This is a genomic window from Natronorubrum halalkaliphilum, from assembly GCF_009834785.1.
Classification (GTDB): domain Archaea; phylum Halobacteriota; class Halobacteria; order Halobacteriales; family Natrialbaceae; genus Natronorubrum; species Natronorubrum halalkaliphilum.
On the sequence record NZ_WUYX01000069.1, the window covers coordinates 198,549 to 212,695 of the forward strand.

Annotated in this window: 12 protein-coding genes; 6 read left to right on the top strand and 6 right to left on the bottom strand. The window is 65.0% G+C overall.

The annotated features are described in order from the left end of the window. Nucleotides 1-60 precede the first annotated feature (60 nt). Nucleotides 61-1,017: a glycosyltransferase family 2 protein gene (locus tag GS429_RS19070; protein ID WP_160067135.1), complete on the top strand. Its 957-nt coding sequence runs from the start codon at nt 61-63 to the stop codon at nt 1,015-1,017. Here the strand turns inward: GS429_RS19070 and GS429_RS19075 are convergent. From GS429_RS19075 to GS429_RS19090, 4 genes are all read right to left on the bottom strand, one after another. Next, on the bottom strand, nt 1,000-1,176 hold the full coding sequence (locus GS429_RS19075) for a hypothetical protein (RefSeq protein WP_160067137.1): 177 nt from the start codon (nt 1,174-1,176) through the stop codon (nt 1,000-1,002). The genes GS429_RS19070 and GS429_RS19075 overlap by 18 nt on opposite strands. 274 nt (nt 1,177-1,450) lie before the next feature. Next, entirely contained in the window at nt 1,451-2,506 is a 1,056-nt protein-coding gene (locus tag GS429_RS19080; RefSeq protein WP_160067139.1) for an FkbM family methyltransferase, read from the bottom strand. A 300-nt stretch (nt 2,507-2,806) separates the two neighbouring features. After that, complete coding sequence (locus tag GS429_RS19085) at nt 2,807-3,700, bottom strand: SDR family oxidoreductase (RefSeq protein WP_160067141.1); 894 nt, start codon at nt 3,698-3,700, stop codon at nt 2,807-2,809. A gap of 81 nt (nt 3,701-3,781) precedes the next feature. Then, on the bottom strand, nt 3,782-4,393 hold the full coding sequence (locus tag GS429_RS19090) for a hypothetical protein (protein WP_160067143.1): 612 nt from the start codon (nt 4,391-4,393) through the stop codon (nt 3,782-3,784). Nucleotides 4,394-4,653: 260 nt separating this feature from the next. Between GS429_RS19090 and GS429_RS19095 the strand changes: the two genes are divergently transcribed. The 5 genes from GS429_RS19095 (at nt 4,654) to GS429_RS19115 (ending at nt 12,320) form a co-directional block, all read left to right on the top strand. Further along, complete coding sequence (locus GS429_RS19095; protein WP_160067145.1) at nt 4,654-7,416, top strand: leucine--tRNA ligase; 2,763 nt, start codon at nt 4,654-4,656, stop codon at nt 7,414-7,416. Between the two features lie 191 nt (nt 7,417-7,607). Continuing rightward, on the top strand, nt 7,608-7,904 hold the full coding sequence (gene ddfA, locus GS429_RS19100) for a DdfA family disk-determining factor (protein ID WP_160067147.1): 297 nt from the start codon (nt 7,608-7,610) through the stop codon (nt 7,902-7,904). A gap of 58 nt (nt 7,905-7,962) precedes the next feature. Continuing rightward, nucleotides 7,963-8,565 (top strand): DUF420 domain-containing protein, encoded by a 603-nt coding sequence (locus GS429_RS19105; RefSeq protein ID WP_160067149.1) that lies wholly within the window; start codon nt 7,963-7,965, stop codon nt 8,563-8,565. A gap of 54 nt (nt 8,566-8,619) precedes the next feature. Then, nucleotides 8,620-9,114, top strand: a complete 495-nt coding sequence (locus GS429_RS19110; RefSeq protein WP_160067151.1) for a pyridoxamine 5'-phosphate oxidase family protein — start codon at nt 8,620-8,622, stop codon at nt 9,112-9,114. A 116-nt stretch (nt 9,115-9,230) separates the two neighbouring features. After that, nucleotides 9,231-12,320 carry a PAS domain S-box protein gene (locus GS429_RS19115; protein WP_160067153.1) on the top strand — a complete coding sequence of 1,030 codons (3,090 nt, stop codon included), beginning with the start codon at nt 9,231-9,233 and terminating at the stop codon, nt 12,318-12,320. A gap of 70 nt (nt 12,321-12,390) precedes the next feature. Here GS429_RS19115 and GS429_RS19120 read toward each other — a convergent pair whose 3' ends face one another. Then, nucleotides 12,391-13,164, bottom strand: a complete 774-nt coding sequence (locus GS429_RS19120) for an ABC transporter permease (protein WP_160067155.1) — start codon at nt 13,162-13,164, stop codon at nt 12,391-12,393. Further along, on the bottom strand, nt 13,161-14,135 hold the full coding sequence (locus GS429_RS19125) for an ABC transporter ATP-binding protein (RefSeq protein WP_160067157.1): 975 nt from the start codon (nt 14,133-14,135) through the stop codon (nt 13,161-13,163). The genes GS429_RS19120 and GS429_RS19125 overlap by 4 nt, the downstream gene beginning before the upstream one ends. Nucleotides 14,136-14,147: the final 12 nt, after the last annotated feature.

The window sequence follows — 14,147 nt, forward strand, 5'->3', positions numbered from 1 at the left end:
TGACCGTCGGTCGGGGAATGCGGTCGCTACTTTTCCCGATCCGTCTCGGGACCACAGGGGATGACAGCGGAAACCGAGGCCGGCGACGGGAACCGAGGCGAGGACGAGTGGCCCGTCGTCTCGGTCATCGTCCCGGTGTACAACGACCCGGAAGGACTCCGAGACACGCTCGACGCGCTGATGGCCCAAACGTATCCGGGAACAGCCCACGAGATTCTGGTCGTCGATAACGATTCGACCGACGAAACGCCGGCAGTTGCCCGAGCCTACGCCGCCGAGCACGACCAGGTCACGTTTCTGGTCGAAGCCGACCGACAGAGTTCCTATGCGGCGCGAAACACGGGTATCGAGAACGCACGCGGTGACGTGTTCGCGTTCGTCGATGCGGACATGCTCGTCGACGAGACGTGGCTCGTCGACGCGATTTCCGCGTTCGAGCGCAAGGACGCCGAATACATGGGTTGTAACGTCGAGATGGTTCCCTCGGAGGGCGGCGACTCCCTCGCAGAACGCTATAACCGGCAAACCGGCTTCCCGATCGACTACTTCATCGAGGATCTCGGCTTTGCGCCGACCTGCTGTCTGTTCGTGCGCAGGTCCGTCCTCGAGGACGTCGGTTCGTTTGATTCGCGACTGATCTCGAGCGGCGACCGAGAGTTCGGTCATCGGGTGCGCGATTCGGGACGAGAACTGCAATACGCGGCAGACGTGACGATGTACCACCCCACGAGATCGACATCCGAAGCGCTGATACGGAAGTCCCGGCGGATCGGTCGGGGGCTCTACCAGCTGCGGCGGTTCCATCCGAATCGATACGACGATCCGGTGCCGGTTGCACTCAATCCGTGGCCGTATCTCCCGCCGCGACCCGCACAGATTCGAGGCATCGACGGCTGGGATACCCTCTCGCGTCGCGAAAAGGCGGGGTTCTACCTGCTGTCGTACGCTCGCGGCGTGTCGAACGGACTCGGCCGGATCGAGGAGACGGTCCGTCGGCATTTACCGACGAGAGCCTAGCCTCGTCGTCTCTCTCCACCTCGTCGGTCGAGGACGTTCGAACTCCCGGAAGCGAACGGCCTCGATCGGGAAGTAGTACCTGTAGCTCTGCTGTTCGTCTCCGAGTACTTCCTCGAGGCGGTCGACGACGAAACGACCGAAGCACCGTTCGCCGTTCACGCCGGAACACTCCGGTCTCATTACCGAGGCGTGGCGGTGTACTCGCTGTTCGGATATCTCGTGGTCGTCGTCGGAGCGGTGCTCTGGGGATCAACGCCCGCGGTCACGGGGATGATTGTCCTGACGCTGACCCTTCCGTTGCCGGTACTCTGGGCTGCACGACGGGCGCGCTTTCGGACGGACGACTACGCGGGCGATGTCGCCGGCAGGGAGACCGTCGCTCGGACGGCGGATCGCGCGATTGAAAGGCGGATAACGGGGGAGCGGCCGTCCGCTACTTGCGCGCGATGAGTTCGATCGAGTGATCGCTCTCGACCATCGCCCGCCGCAGGTCGTCGAAATCGTCGACGTCACACTCGAGGCCGTGCCAGCGACGCTCGTCGTCGACGCCGGCCGCGGCGTCCGTTCGAACGGCCGAGACGACCTCGAAGTCGTTGTCCGCAAACCGATCCACGAGCTCCATTTTGGCGGCTGCGGAGAGCTCGAGCGGGTGGAGTTCGACGTAGACGACCGTCGGTCCGGGCGCGGCCAGGACGTCCGTCAAGCCCTCGAGTACCTCGCACTCGTAGCCCTCGACGTCGAACCGGACGACGTTGACCGACGCGGGGTCGATATCGCGGTCCGCGAGGTACTGGCTTCCGGTGGTCTGCTCGACGGCGAGCGTTTCGCGCGCGTCGCCGTCGTCGCTCGAGGACCGTCCGGTGGCCCCGGACCCCGAGGAATCGAGAACCCGGTGCTGGTTCGAGTGGGTACTCAGTTCCATCTCGACCGGCGCCGTCGCGTCGCCGATAGCGAGTCGCTCGATGTCGACGAGGTCCGCGTAGCCGTTTCGCTCGACGTTGTGCTCGAGCAGTTCGACGTTCGAGGGGATCGGTTCGACCGCGTGGATTCGAGCGCGGTCGCCGAGGATCCCCGCCTCGATCGTACAGAAGTAGCCGATGTTCGCGCCGACCTCGAGGACCCGGACGGGGCCCTCGACGACCTCGGTGAGACGCTCGAGTTCGCGCTCGAAGGCCGCCGTCGAGCAGTACTCGTGGACGCCGTAGGCGAGCAGGGTTCGGGAAATCCCGGCGTCGTCGGTGTCGACGACCAGTTCATGACCGTTGGTCTCGACCAGTTGGTAGCGTCCGTCCTCGAGCCGGTACTCGTAGTACGGGTTCCGGCCGGTCAGCAGTTCGGCGACCGAGCCGGCGACCGCACCGGGTCGACCGGCCCGCAGTAAGCGCTCGAGTTTTCGCCCCTCGAGTGCCAGATACCGGGCGACCCGCGGTGCGGTGTCGGTCGCCGAGCGGAGCCGTTTCGCGGGGATCCGTATCCGTGACGTCGTCATCGGTCGTGGAGTGAAGCGGATCGGAGACGTGTTTGAAGCGCTCGGGTACCCATATGTAAGGAGCCGATAGTTCGGGAACGGGAATAAATCCGGAGTCGTCTTTCGATTCGTGAGAGCGCGTGGGAAAGTCGTCCGTCCAAGCCCGATTCTGAATCTGCGGTCCGGACCGAGACGCGAGTAGTCCGTACGGCCTCTGCACCGGTTTTCGACGATCCGAAGACGGGACAGCGGCGAGTCCTACCGACTCGAGGAGCCCGATTCCGATGTCGATTCCGATTCGAAGTTCGATTTCGGTTTCGATCACGAGTCGGGGACGCGACGCTCGAGCAGCGACAGAACGGGCTCGCTCGCGACGATTCGAACGGCGAGCCGCGAAAGTCGATCCCGAACCGCACCCGGAACGAGCGTGCCGTACAACGAACCGAGCAGCGGGAGCGGACCCACGCGGTAGTGCGTGGACGGCTTTCGGACGGACGCGGCCCGAAGGATCGTCCCGGCGACGCGGTCGGGTTCGTTGAGCAACGGCCCGCCGCCTTCGACGGCTCGGAGGCCCCGAAGGGCGCGGTACAGATCGGCGTAGTGAGTCGGCGACGCCGTCGCCTCGGTGTCGTCGAGTTCCGCGCTAACGCGGTCGTAAAACGACGTCCGTACGACGCCGGGTTGGACGGTCACGACGTCGATATTCGTCCCGAAGAGATCCTGGCGAAGCGCGTCGGTGAGTCCGGCCATCGCCCATTTCGAGGCGTTGTACCCGCCGATCCCGGTGAGCGCGAGTCGATCCGCCGCGCTGGTTACGGTGATGATTCGGCCGCGGCCTCGCTTGCGCATGTCGGGAAGGACGGCTCGAATCAGCCGGTGGGGACCGAAGCAGTGGACGGCGAACTGTCGCTCGAGTCGGTCCGTCGGGACGTCTTCGACGGGGCCGAACTGGCCGTAGCCCGCGTTATTGACGAGACAGTCGACGCCGCCAGTTTCGGACCGAATTCGGCCGACGACGCGTTCGATAGCATCCGGATCGGCGAGATCGAGGGCGGCGAGTTCGGCCCCGCGGGCCTCGAGTTCGCGGAGTCCGTCGCAGTCTCGATCTCGAGCGGTGGCGTACACCCGCCAGTCTCGATCGGCGTCCAGAAACGCGCGAGCGGTCGCGAAGCCGATGCCGGACGAACAGCCGGTGACGAGGACGGTTTCGGTCATACGGCTTCAGACGGGGGTGACGGTGAAGAAAGTCGGGCTCGCTGGCGCGACGACGGTGCTCGAGGCGCTGCCGAGACGGATTCACGGCGGGCCGGCGTCGTCCGGCGGCCCTGCATCACTCGGCGCGCCAGCGTCGTCGGGTGGGCCGGCGTCGTCGGGTGGTCCGGGTTCCTCCTCGTCCACGTCGTCATCGGTATCGTCATCGTCGGCCGGCCCGGTATCATCCGCTGAATCAGCATCAACCGAGTCGTCAGCCTCGTCGCCGTCGAACGGATCACCGACCGATTCGCCGGCCGGGTCATCGTCGTCCGTTTCCGTCGGCGAGTCCGATGGATCGTCGTCCCCAGTCGATTCGTCGGCCGACTCAGCCGGCTGGTCATCGTCTGCGTCATCCGCTGGTGGCCCCTCGTCGTCACTCTCCTCCGACTCGGACGCAGTCGATTCGTCGTCGGTCGATTCCGCCTCGGAATCGTCCCCTGGGTCCGCGTCGTCATCAGCACCGGCCGTCGGTATTTCGTCGTTCAGGTCGTTCGCCGACGGATCGCCCTCGGCGTCCCCGGCCTGTCCGAGCGGGTCGGGACCGATGGTTGGGACGAAGACCAGCGCGAGGGCGGTGAAGGTTAGCAACACAACTACGAGCGTCACGAGCACGGTCGTCGTCGCCGGCTCCGGGTCGTCGCGTGAACGAGCCATTCGGTCGACCCGTGTTTTCGTCCCCACAGGCTTTGTTAAGCTCTGCCCACAGCCGGCGGGAGCGCTCGAGACTGATACGGGCTGCTGTCAGCCGGTGCCGGAACGACTGCGAGCAGTCTTGCCATCGCTCCGGGACACGATGGCAGTGAACGGATGCGAATTCGGGCTCGCTCGCGGCCGTCACTGCGACGAACGTATCGCGAGCAGCCGAACAATGATATAGCCGGCACACCCAGTACTCGGCAAGACCGCTCGCTACAATGACGACTCACTACGATCACGCGCAGGTCCAGGAGTTCTGGCAGTACGTCTGGGAGCGCGACGACGTCTACGCGCTGCCGGCGGACGCGACGGACCCGACCTACGTGCTGGGCATGTTCCCCTACACGTCGGGAACGCTGCATATGGGACACGTCCGTAACTACGCGATTACGGACGCCTACGCGCGGTACCGCCGGATGCAAGGTGACGACGTGTTGCATCCGATGGGATGGGACGCGTTCGGCCTGCCGGCCGAGAACGCCGCCTACGAACGGGCGAGCGATCCCGAATCCTGGACGCAGGCGTGTATTCGGCGCATGCGCGAAGAACTCGAGACCATGGGGTTTGGCTACGACTGGTCTCGAGAGATCACCACCTGCGACCCCTCCTACTACCGGTGGAACCAGTGGCTGTTTAAGCGACTCTACGAGGCGGGGCTCGTCGAGTACGAGGGAGCAACGGTCAACTGGTGTCCCGACTGCGAGACCGTCCTCGCGGCGGCTCAGGTCGAGGAACGCGAAGCCTCGGCGGGAGCGAGCGGCGACGCCCCGAGCCGCGAACCCAAACGCAGTGAGACCTCGAGTCAGGTCACCACCGACCGGGTCTGCTGGCGCTGTGAAACACCCGTCGACCGGCGCGAACTCGACCAGTGGTTCTTTTCGATCACTGACTACGCGGAGGAACTCCACGAGGGACTCGACGACCTCGAGGGGTGGCCCGACGGCGTCCGCGAGATCCAGCGAAACTGGATCGGTCGACAGGAAGGGGCCAAAATTACGTTCGAGACGGCGGACCACGGATCCGTCGACGTCTTCAGCACCCGTCCGGAGACGATCTACGGGGCGACGTCGCTCGTGGTGTCGCCCGGCCACGACCTCGCTCGCACGCTCGCGGACGACTCCGAGGCGGTCGCCGACTACATCGACGCCGTCCGCGAACAGGATCCCGACGAGGTCGGCTTTTCGGGCGTCGAGACCGACGCGACGGCGATCCATCCGCTGACCGGCGCCGAACTGCCGGTCTACGTCGCGGGCTACGTCCTCGACGACGTCGGCACCGGCGCGGTGATGGGCGTTCCCGGCCACAACGAGCGCGATCACGAGTTCGCACTCGAGCACGACGTGCCGATCGAACGGGTGATCGAACCGACGGACGGTGACGGTACCGGCGACCTGCCGTACACCGGCGACGGGACACTAACCGCGAGCGGCGAGTACGACGGCACCGCGAGCGAGGCCGCTCGAGAGCGGCTCGTCGCCGATCACGGGGCCCTTGAGGAGGACGTCACCTACCGGCTTCGGGACTGGTTGATCTCCCGACAGCGCTACTGGGGGACGCCGATTCCGGTCGTTCACTGCGACGACTGCGGCCACGTCCTCGTACCCGACGAAGAGCTCCCGGTCGAGTTGCCGGAGTTCGTTCGCACGACGGGGAACCCGCTCGAGGAACACGATTCGTTCCGCGAGACGACGTGTCCCGACTGCGGCGGGCCCGCTCGGCGCGAGACGGACACGATGGACACGTTCGTCGACTCCTCGTGGTACTACCTGCGATTCCTCTCGCCGGATCTCGAGGACGCGCCGTTCGATACGGAACTCGCCGACGAGTGGCTGCCGATCGACGTCTACGTCGGCGGCGACGAACACGCCATCCTCCACCTGCTCTACACTCGGTTCTTCACGCGCGCGCTCGCCGACCTGGGGCTGCTCGATCGCCGGGAGCCGATCGAGGAGCTCAGAAGTCAGGGGACGGTACTGTACGACGGGGAGAAAATGTCCAGTTCGAAGGGGAACGTCGTCGCGCCACAGGAGTACGGCGCGGAGACGACGCGGCTGTTCGTGCTCTCGGCGGCCCACCCCGAACAGGACTTCGAGTGGACCGCGAACAACGTTCGGGGTGCCTACGACCTCCAGCAAACCCTGTACGGCATGGCGACGGCGTTCGTCGACGAGGGCGATACGCGAGTCGAGCGGCGGAGTCACGACGAGTACGTCGCCCGGGAGATCGACCGGACGATCGCCGCGGTCACCGAAGAGTACGAGCGGTTCCGGTTCCACCGAGCCGCGACGGAGATTCGGGAACTGGCGCGACTGCTCCGTCGGTACCGAGGGTACGACCGGCCACACGGCGAACTCTACCGGCGCGGCCTGCTGGCGCTTGCGGCCATGATCTCGCCGATGGCACCCCACCTCGGCGAGGAATGCTGGAACAAGCTTCGGGGCGACGGGCTGGTCGTCGAAGCCGACTGGCCCGAACCCGAACGCGACGTGGCCGACTATCGGCGAGAGCGCCGACTCGTCGAGACGACGCTCGCCGACGTCCGCGACATCGTCGACACCGCCGCAATCGACGAACCGGAACGAATCGAACTCGTCGTCGCCCAGGAGTGGAAGTACGAGGTCGCCAGACTGCTTGGCGAGCGACTCGACGACGCGACCGACAGCGTCGAGACCGCGTCGGTCGTCGATCGGGTGCTGGAAGCCGAGCTAGCTGTTGATCTCGAGTCCAGAGCCGACGCCGAGGCCGAAGCCGAGGTCGACCGCGAAACCATCGCGGCGTTCGCCGCCGAACTGGCCGAACGAGACGGGCATCAGGATCTCGAGCACGGGCTTACGGCCCGGACCGAACTGGCGATCCTCAATCGGAGCACGTGGCTCGTCACCGACGAGTTCGACGCCGACGTCACCGTTCGGAGGGGGGCCGAGGACGACGAGCTGGGGGAGAAAGCACGGCCCGGCAAACCGGCGATCCACATCAGTTGAAAACGTGGGGTAGTGTCAGTACTGACCATCGGCCCGGAATTGCACAAATCGAAGGTTCCGCGACGTTCAATAACTGCCGTCAAATAGGTATCGGTCCTTGCTTTCGATATCGAAGGCGGCCGGGAATATTTCTCTCATATACGCGATCAGGAAGGACAGTTTTATTCTACCGGATTTGGTAGGGTGGCTATATGACGGAGGGGGACGGTGACAGTGTCGATTCGTGGTGTCAGAAACCGCCAAGTCAGGCGATTATCGAAGCCGTTGCCGAAGCAGAAGGAGTGAGTCCCGAAGACGTCCATCCACCGACGTACGACGCATTGCACACCGTCGTCGATCCGCAGGCACTCGATGCCCTCTTCGCCACCCGACCCGACGGCGCACCGCGGGCCGGCGGCGACGTCTCGTTTCTGTACTGTGGCTACGAGGTTACGGTCGAACGGGACGGCTCGATCACACTCGAGGAGTCGACCGACCACGCCGAATAGCGTGATACGAGACGGCCGAACAGCAAGACAAATACGGAGTCTCTGCTAACCTTCAATAATGGCAACCGCCGACGCGAGACGACGGCTTCGTAAACGGCCGATCGGCACCACGATTTTCCTGACGATCATCGGCTACGCGCTGGTTATCGGCACGTTCGTTCTCGACATCCCGTTGTATCCGGATCTCACGCTCGAGCAGATCAATCTGTTGACCCACGCGATTGCGGTTATCAATCTGGCCGCGACGGTGTTTCTGGTGGCCGGCTGGTACTGGATTCGGGCCGGCGAGGTCGCGAAGCATCGGTTGGCGATGCTCAGTGCGTTCGCGCTGATCCTGCTGTTTCTGGTCGTTTATCTGGTCAGGGTCGGCGGCGGCGGCGAGAAGGTGTTCGTCGGTCCCGATCTGGTCAGGTACGCCTATCTCATCATGCTCGCGATCCACATTCTGCTCTCGATCGTCTCGGTTCCGGTCGTCCTCTACGCGCTGATCCTCGGTGTGACCCACACGCCCGCTGAACTGCGAGAAACCGCTCACGCGAAGATCGGACGCATCGCGGCCGCCTCGTGGATTCTGAGTCTCGTTCTCGGCGTCGTCACCTACGCGTTGCTCAACCACATCTACAGCTACGAGTTCGGGATCCTGCTCGTGCCGCTGTGGTGACCGACCGCCCGTTTGGCAGGTCGCTTTTTTGTGCTCGCGATCGTTGCAGCAGGTATGCAACGCCGTGGTAGCCTTTCACAGTCCGAGATCGTAACGTTTCTCGAGGGGGCGACGATCCCGGTTCGGCTCGGCTGTCGGACGCCCGAGGACAACCTTTGGATGTGTTCGCTGTGGTTTCGACTCGTCGACGCCGACGGCGATCCGATCGGAGCCGAGTCGGCGACCGACCGCGAGGACTGGACGCTCCAGTGTGCCACGTCTGCGCAAGCGGACATCGTCTCCTTCCTCGAGCACGATTCGGGCGTTTCCTTCGAGGTATCGACGAACGACCCCCCGTACGCGGGCGTGAGGGGGCGTGGCTCCGTCTCGATCGATCCCGACCCCGAAAAGGAAACGCTTCGGGCACTCCTCGAGCGGTATCTCGAGGATACGGAGTCCGGACTGGCCCAGAGCCTGCTCGACGACGGGCGCGACGAGGTGACGATCACGGTCGATCCTGCCGTTGTCTACGGCTGGGACTTCTCGGATCGAATGCGTGACACGCAGTGAACGCGCGGGTTTGCAGGCCGAATTCTGTGAGCGCGTCGACACGAAGGCAGTTCGTACCGTCGGGGAAGAGAGTCCGGCGAAAGTCTTTAGCAGTGACTACGGGTTATACTGTATCAATGGATCCCCCCTTCGATAGCGCTGGCGCGAACCAAAACCACCGTCTTCGCCAGCAACGGGTCGTCGCCGACCTCGGCACCCAAGCGCTCGAGGGCACCGACCTCGACGACTTATTTCGGGAGGCGGTAACCGCTGTCGCGACGACGCTGGAGACGGATTCGTGCAAGATTCTCGAGTTGCAACCCGGGAACGACGAGTTCCTGCTTCGGGAGGGGATCGGGTGGAGCGACGGGCTCTTGGGAACGGCGACGGTTTCGACCGACCGCGACTCGCAGGCAGGCTACACGCTAGAGGTGGAGGATACAGTCGTCGTCGACGACCTGCGAACGGAGGACAGATTCGCCGGCCCGGAGCTCCTTCGCGAGCACGACCTCGTCAGCGGAATCAGCGTCGTCATCGGATCGGCCGACGACCCGTGGGGCGTCCTCGGCACGCACGCGACCGCACAACGGGCGTACGACGAGGGTGACGCGGTCTTCCTCCGGAACGTGGCGAACGTCCTCGCCTCGGCGATCGAGCGCGACCGGGCGGACCGACGCCGCGATGCGGAGGCAATGCTCAGGCAGAAGATCGTCGACACGAGCCCGATCGGTATCACGATCGTCGGCGAGAACGGCGAGCTGCGGTTCGCCAACGACCGCGCCGAGGAAATCTTCGGCCGGAGTCGGGAGCGGATCAGTGAACTCGAGTTCGACGATCCCGCGTGGGACGAGATCGGTCCCGACGGTGATCCCCTCACCGCCGAGGAACTCCCGTTCCCGCGGATCGTCGAGTCGGGTGAGCCGCTGTTCGATCAGGTTAGCGGCGTGTTGCGGCCGAACGGGGAGCGAATCTGGATCTCCGTCAACGGTGCTCCGCTTTGGAACGACAATGGAAATATCGACGGCGTCGTCTTCGCCATCGAGGACGTCACCGACAGGTTCCACCGGGATCGCAAACTCGAGCGCTACGAGACCATCGTCGAGACGGCCCACGACGGTATCTACGTGCTCGACGAGGAGCGTCGGTTCGAACTGGTCAACGACGCGTTCGCCGAACTGACGGCGTTTTCTCGCTCGGAATTACGCGGCAGCCACGCCTCGCTCGTCTTCGGCGAGGAGTTCGCGTCGACGGAGGCCCAGCAGTTAGAAGCCGCGTCTGCACCGGAGAGCCCGACGTTCGAAGAGACGATCGAAACCGGTCCGGACGAGACGCTGGCGATCGAGAACCGATTTACCATCCTGCCGGTAGACGACGGCACGGGAACGAAGCGAGTCGGCGTCGTCCGCGACATCAGCGAACGCAAACACCTCGAGGCCGAACTGCGCGCCGAACGCGACCTGAAGGATCGGATCCTCGAGACGAGTCCGATCGGGATCACGCTCATCGACGCCGACGGGATGAACGTGTTCGCCAACGACCGAGCCGAGGAACTGTTCGGGCGCTCGCTCGAGGAACTTCGGTCGTACGTCCACGACGACGACCGGTGGAACCTCGTCGACGAGGACGGCCGGCCGCTGTCGGGCGAGGAATTGCCGTTTACGACCGTCAAGGAGACCGGGGAGCCGGTGTACGGGGACGTCCTCGGTCTCGACCAGCCCGACGGCACGCGGGTGTGGCTCTCTGCACACTGCGGCCCGCTTTTCGACGCTGACGGGACGTTCGACGGAGCCGTCTACGCGCTCCGTGACATCACCGAGCGAAAACGCCTCGAGAACGAACTCGAGCGGACGCTCGACCGGGTCAGTGACGCGTTCAATTCGATAGATACGGACTGGAACTTCACCTACGTGAACGACCACGCCAAGGAGTTGCTCGACGTCGAAGACCGCGAACTCGTCGGGACCAACGTCTGGGAGGAGTTCCCCAGCGCCGTCGGCTCGCGGTTCGAGGAGGAGTACCGGCGAGCGATGGATACCCAGGAGACGGTCAGGTTTGAGGAGTACTCGCCCGTCGCCGACGCCTGGCTCGAGGTCGCCGCCTACCCCTCTGAGTCGGGGCTCTCGGTCTACTTCCGCGATATCACCGACCGGAAGGATCGAGAACGGGCTTTAGAAGAGAGCGAACAGCGCTACCGGACGCTCATCGATCACTTCCCGAACGGGGCCGTCGCCCTGTTCGACGACGATCTGCAGTATACGATCGTGGGCGGCGAACTGATCGACGAAGGCGAGTACACTCCGGACGAAATCGTCGGCATGTCGGTCGGCGAGTGGGGCGACGAGATCGAGGCGGACTTCGAGCCGAAGTTCCGGGCCGCGCTGGCGGGCGAGGAACACACGTTCGAGGTCGACTACGAGGGCCGAGAACTGCTCGTGTACACCCTCCCCGTCCGAAACAATCGGGGCGAGGTGTTCGCCGGGATGATGATGGTACAGGATATCACCGAGCGAAACGAGTACCGGCGAAAGCTCGAGGAGTCCAACGAACGGCTCGAGCAGTTCGCCTCCGTGGCCTCACACGACCTCCAGGAGCCGCTGCGAATGGTGTCGAGTTACCTGTCGCTCATCGAGAACCGATACGGGGAGGAACTCGACGCGGACGGCCAGGAGTTCCTCGAGTACGCCGTCGACGGGGCGGAGCGAATGCGGGCGATGATCGACGGATTGCTCGAGTTCTCACGGGTCGAAACGCGGGGAGAGCCGTTGGAACCCGTCGAACTCGATGACGTATTCGAGGACGTCCGGAAAGATCTGGCCGTTCGCATCGAGGAGAGCGAAGCCGAAATCGAGGCCGACTCGCTACCTCGCGTGGTCGGCGACTCCGATCAGTTGCGGCAGGTGTTCCAGAATCTACTGAGCAACGCCATCGAGTACTCGGGCGACGCGCCACCGCGGATCGATATTTCGGCCCACAGCTACGGCGACAGGTGCGAGATCGAGATTAGCGACGACGGGATCGGGATCGATCCGGCCGACGCAGACCGTATTTTCGGCCTGTTCAACCGACTGCACACCGTCGACGAGGCCAGCGGCAGCGGTATCGGACTGGCGCTCTGTGAGCGCATCGTCGAGCGCCACGGCGGCGAGATCCGCGTCGACTCCGAGCCCGGCGAGGGATCGACGTTCTCGGTTACCCTACCGACGGCGGATAAGTCAGCCGAGCGATAATCGCGATCGCATTCGCGTCGCGGACAGTGTTCCGGGCTCGAGACGTGGAGAAGCCCCGCCCGAATACCGGTCAGTCCGTCCGCGGAATCGATCGTGCACCCAGTGCGAACGCGATCACGGCCAGAACCGCGATGATGCCGAGATTCGCCAGCGCCGGATCGACGCCGGCGACCGCGGCCGCGCCGGCGTCGGGATAGGTCGCCGCGCGAACGCCGCGAGCGAAGTACGTCAGCGGCGAGAGGTTCACGAACGGCTCGAACCAGCCGGGCAGTTGCTCGAGCGAGATGAACGTCTCGGAGAGGAACAGGAGGGGAAGCCCGATCGCGTTGCTCGCGGCGACGGCCCCGTCCTGCGAATCGGTGTAGCTGCCGAGCATCGCGCCGATCCCGCAGAACGCCACGACGCCGACGAGAATGTACGGAAGCAACAGCGGCGAGAACGCGATTTCGGCCCCCGTCAACAGAACGACGAGCGCGAGGATCAGCAGGCTCGCGAGGCCGATGATGACCGCGTTGACCACGGTCTGAGCGAGCAGCCACTCGCCGCGGGTCAACGGCGTCGTCGCGAGTTTCTCGAATCGGTTGCCCTCCCGGTGGCGCGCGACCTCGCTGCCCAGTCGCGAGAGCGGCGTAAAGAGGACGACGACGGCGAGATAGCCCGGCACGTAGTACGCCGGCGGCTCCGTGAACAGTCCCTCACCTGTCGGATCGGTTCGAACGAGCGCGCCGAAGATGACGATCAGGATCACCGGGAAGAAGAAGGTGAAAAAGACCGCCGTCCGGCGACGGATGAACGACCGCCAGCCGGCGCTGGTCTCGGCCCTGATGCGACCGAGTCCGCTCATGCAGTCTCACTCGCGCTCGCGAGGTCGTCCCGTTCGCTCGTGTCGGGGCTGGTTCGCTCGAGTTCCGTACGGTCGGCCAGTTCGAGGTATACGTCCTCGAGATCGGGTTCGGCCCACGAGAGGCCGGTGTACTCGAGGTTTCGGTCCTCGAGGTAGTCGACGACGGCTCCGATTTCGGCGGGTGCGATGTCGCGGACGACGAGCGCGCCGTCGGGGGTGCCGTGGCGACCGCGTCCGGGACGCTCGACGGGATACTCGAGGTCCTCGAACGCCTCGCTTTCGGCCGTCGTCTCGATGGTGAGGCGACTCGAGCCGCCGTGCTTGCGGACGAGCGCCGCCGGTGTGTCGCAGGCGACGAGAGAGCCGTCGGCCAGCAGGCCCACGCGGTCGGCCAGCCGCTCGGCTTCGGCCATGTCGTGGGTGGTGAGCAGAACCGTCGTCCCGCCCGCGGCGAGGTCTTCGATCAGTCGCCACACCGTCCGGCGGCCCGCGGGATCGATTCCCGTCGTCGGTTCGTCCAGAAAGAGAACGTCGGGGTCGTTGACCAGCGTCGAGCCGACGCAGACGCGCCGTTGCTGGCCGCCGGAGAGATCCTCGTACCAGGTGTCGCGGGCGTCGGCGAGACCGACGTCGGCGAGCACGGCATCGGGATCGCGCGGATCATCGTACAGCCCGGCGTAGTAGGCGAGCAGTTCGCGAGCGGAGAGGCGATCCGGCGGCGAGAAGTCCTGCGGGAGGACGCCGAGGCGGCCGCGATCGATGGCCGCCGGGGCCTCGCCCAGCACGCGGGCCGTCCCCGAATCGGGCTCGGTCGTCCCCGTCAGCGCGCGTACGAGCGTCGTCTTCCCGGCTCCGTTCGGACCGATCAGCCCGAAGACTTCGCCGGCGGTGACGGAAAGCGACGCCCCCGATAGCGCCACCGTCTCGCCGTAGGTCTTCTCGAGGTCCGTCGCTTCGACTACGGCAGTCATACGGGGCGGTTC

What these genes read in the sequence shown, in the direction of transcription:
- GS429_RS19125 (WP_160067157.1), bottom strand. Translation starts at nt 14,135, where the DNA reads ATGACTGCCGTAGTCGAAGCGACGGACCTCGAGAAGACCTACGGCGAG.
- GS429_RS19095 (WP_160067145.1), top strand. Translation starts at nt 4,654, where the DNA reads ATGACGACTCACTACGATCACGCGCAGGTCCAGGAGTTCTGGCAGTAC.
- GS429_RS19090 (WP_160067143.1), bottom strand. Translation starts at nt 4,393, where the DNA reads ATGGCTCGTTCACGCGACGACCCGGAGCCGGCGACGACGACCGTGCTC.
- GS429_RS19085 (WP_160067141.1), bottom strand. Translation starts at nt 3,700, where the DNA reads ATGACCGAAACCGTCCTCGTCACCGGCTGTTCGTCCGGCATCGGCTTC.
- GS429_RS19070 (WP_160067135.1), top strand. Translation starts at nt 61, where the DNA reads ATGACAGCGGAAACCGAGGCCGGCGACGGGAACCGAGGCGAGGACGAG.
- GS429_RS19115 (WP_160067153.1), top strand. Translation starts at nt 9,231, where the DNA reads ATGGATCCCCCCTTCGATAGCGCTGGCGCGAACCAAAACCACCGTCTT.
- GS429_RS19110 (WP_160067151.1), top strand. Translation starts at nt 8,620, where the DNA reads ATGCAACGCCGTGGTAGCCTTTCACAGTCCGAGATCGTAACGTTTCTC.
- ddfA (WP_160067147.1), top strand. Translation starts at nt 7,608, where the DNA reads ATGACGGAGGGGGACGGTGACAGTGTCGATTCGTGGTGTCAGAAACCG.
- GS429_RS19080 (WP_160067139.1), bottom strand. Translation starts at nt 2,506, where the DNA reads ATGACGACGTCACGGATACGGATCCCCGCGAAACGGCTCCGCTCGGCG.
- GS429_RS19120 (WP_160067155.1), bottom strand. Translation starts at nt 13,164, where the DNA reads ATGAGCGGACTCGGTCGCATCAGGGCCGAGACCAGCGCCGGCTGGCGG.
- GS429_RS19105 (WP_160067149.1), top strand. Translation starts at nt 7,963, where the DNA reads ATGGCAACCGCCGACGCGAGACGACGGCTTCGTAAACGGCCGATCGGC.